At 61.3% G+C, this 2167-nt stretch carries 3 protein-coding genes; all 3 read left to right on the forward strand.

Going from position 1 to position 2167, the window contains the following annotated elements:
- A partial coding sequence (locus tag WAW17_RS12980) for an aldehyde dehydrogenase family protein (protein ID WP_422333374.1) occupies nucleotides 1-773 on the forward strand: 773 nt, incomplete at its 5' end.
- 11 nt (nucleotides 774-784) lie between these two features.
- Nucleotides 785-982 carry a ferredoxin gene (locus WAW17_RS12985; RefSeq protein ID WP_422333375.1) on the forward strand — a complete coding sequence of 66 codons (198 nt, stop codon included), beginning with the start codon at nucleotides 785-787 and terminating at the stop codon, nucleotides 980-982.
- A 37-nt stretch (nucleotides 983-1019) separates the two neighbouring features.
- Nucleotides 1020-2167: cytochrome P450 (locus WAW17_RS12990; RefSeq protein WP_422333376.1), on the forward strand; the 1148-nt coding region annotated here is incomplete at its 3' end.

Below are 2167 nucleotides of genomic sequence, written 5' to 3' on the forward strand. Positions count from 1 at the left end.
TCACCTTCACCGGGGGTCCGGAGACCGCTCGCAAGATTCTGCACAGCTGCGCTGACCAGATGAAGCCCGCGGTTCTCGAACTCGGCGGCAAGTCTGCCAACATCATCTTCGAAGACGCCGATCTGGATAACGCCGTCGCCCAGGGCTGCATCTTCTCCATCGCACTCATGGCGGGTCAAGGCTGCGCCTTCCCCACCCGCATGCTCGTCCAGGACACCATCTACGACGAGGTGATCGCCCGAGTCGCCGCATTCGCCGAGAACGTCGCCGTCGGCGACCCATTGGACCCGGCCACCGTCTCCGGACCGGTCGTCAACGAAGCGGCTCTCGAACGCATTCTCGGGATCATCGACAAGGCCAGGTCCGACGGGGCCCGCCTCGTCGTCGGAGGCAACCGACTGAGTGGCGAACTCGCGGGCGGATACTTCCTCGAACCGACCGTGTTCGCGGATGTCGATCCCGACTCCGATCTGGCGCAGAACGAGGTCTTCGGTCCCGTGCTGGCGATCATCCCGTTCCACACCGAAGAAGAAGCCGTCGCGATCGCCAACAACACCCGGTACGGGTTGTCCGGCTATATCCACACCAACAACCTTCGCCGCGCCCACCGCGTGGCCGAGCAGTTGAACACCGGCGAGGTACTGATCAACGGCGCCCTCAACCTCGCAGTCAACCGCCCCTTCGGTGGCATCGGAATCAGCGGAACCGGAAAAGAGGGCGGCAAGGCCGGCCTGCAGGAGTTCCTCCGTACCAAGAGCATCGCAATCGCGTGATGGGAAACTCGATGAAAATCACGGTAGATCCACAGCGCTGCCAGGGCCACACCATGTGCGCCGCGAACGCCCCCGACCTGTTCGTCCTGAGCGACGAAGACGGACACGCACAACCCGCCGTGGATGTCGTTCCTCCCCATCTGCACGACGCCGCTCGACGAGCGGTCGACGACTGCCCGGAGCGTGCCATCAGCATCAGCGAGAGCTGAACACCTCCGCATCTCGCCTTCACAAACGGAGAATCACATGACCGAAGTTACATTCGACCACCATTCGGGTGACTACGCCAAGAACTGGCGTCGGATCAACGCTGATTTGCGCAGCAAATGCCCTGTGGCACACACCGATGCGCATGACGGCTACTGGGTGGTGAGCAAGTATTCCGATGTCGCCGATGTCGCGCGCGACGACGACACCTTCTCCTCCTCCCGGGAATATCCGGACGGCAGCAGGGCCGGAGTCACGGTTCCCGTGACACCTCTGCGTCAGGTCCCGATCGAGATGGACCCGCCCGAGTTCTTCACATACCGGAAGTTGCTCAATGCCAGCTTCTCTCCGGCCGCTGCGAAGAGATGGGAACCGTTTCTTCGTGAAGCCACCACCTTCTGCATCGACCAGATAATCGAATCCGGCAGTTGTGATCTGGTTCGTGACATCACCTCGCCGGTACCGGCAATTTTCACCCTCGAGCTGTTGGGACTGCCGAAGGAAAACTGGCAGAGTTTCTCCGAGATCACCCATGACATGGTGCACACCGTGCCCGGATCACCGGAATACGAGGTTGCGTCCGCCGGAATGGTCGATATCGTGGCTTCGGTCAGCGAAGCGATCGCCCTGCGCCGCGCAAATCCCACCCCCGACCTCCTCTCGACGCTCGTTCACTCCGAGGTCGACGGAGAGCCGATGACGGATCAGCGACTGATCGAGATGATCACGCTGGTGATATTCGGTGGAGTCGATACCACCGGAAGTCTCATCAGTAGCGTGCTGGAGTGGTTGTTCCACAATCCCGAACAGCGCACCCTTCTTCGGGAAGATTTCTCCTTGCTCCCCCAGGCAACCGAGGAATTCCTGCGTTACTTCTCTCCGGTCCAGGGTCTCGCGCGAACCGCAACCCGCCAGTGCACCGTGGGGGATCAAGAGATTCAGGCCGATGAGAAGCTCCTCATTTCCTGGGCCTCGGCAAACTACGACGAGAGCGTCTTCGACAAGCCGGAGGAGGTTCAACTCGACCGATACCCGAATCGGCACCAGGCGTTCGGACTGGGTATTCACCGTTGCCTCGGCTCGAACTTCGCGCGATCGCAGTTCCGCATCGTGATGGAAGAGGTCTTGCGCCGCATGCCCGACTACACGATCGAGGAGGGGGCACTCCGTTACGGCTCCATCGGAGT

Source organism: Rhodococcus sp. (in: high G+C Gram-positive bacteria) (assembly GCF_049286785.1).
In the GTDB taxonomy this organism is placed as follows: domain Bacteria; phylum Actinomycetota; class Actinomycetes; order Mycobacteriales; family Mycobacteriaceae; genus Rhodococcus_F.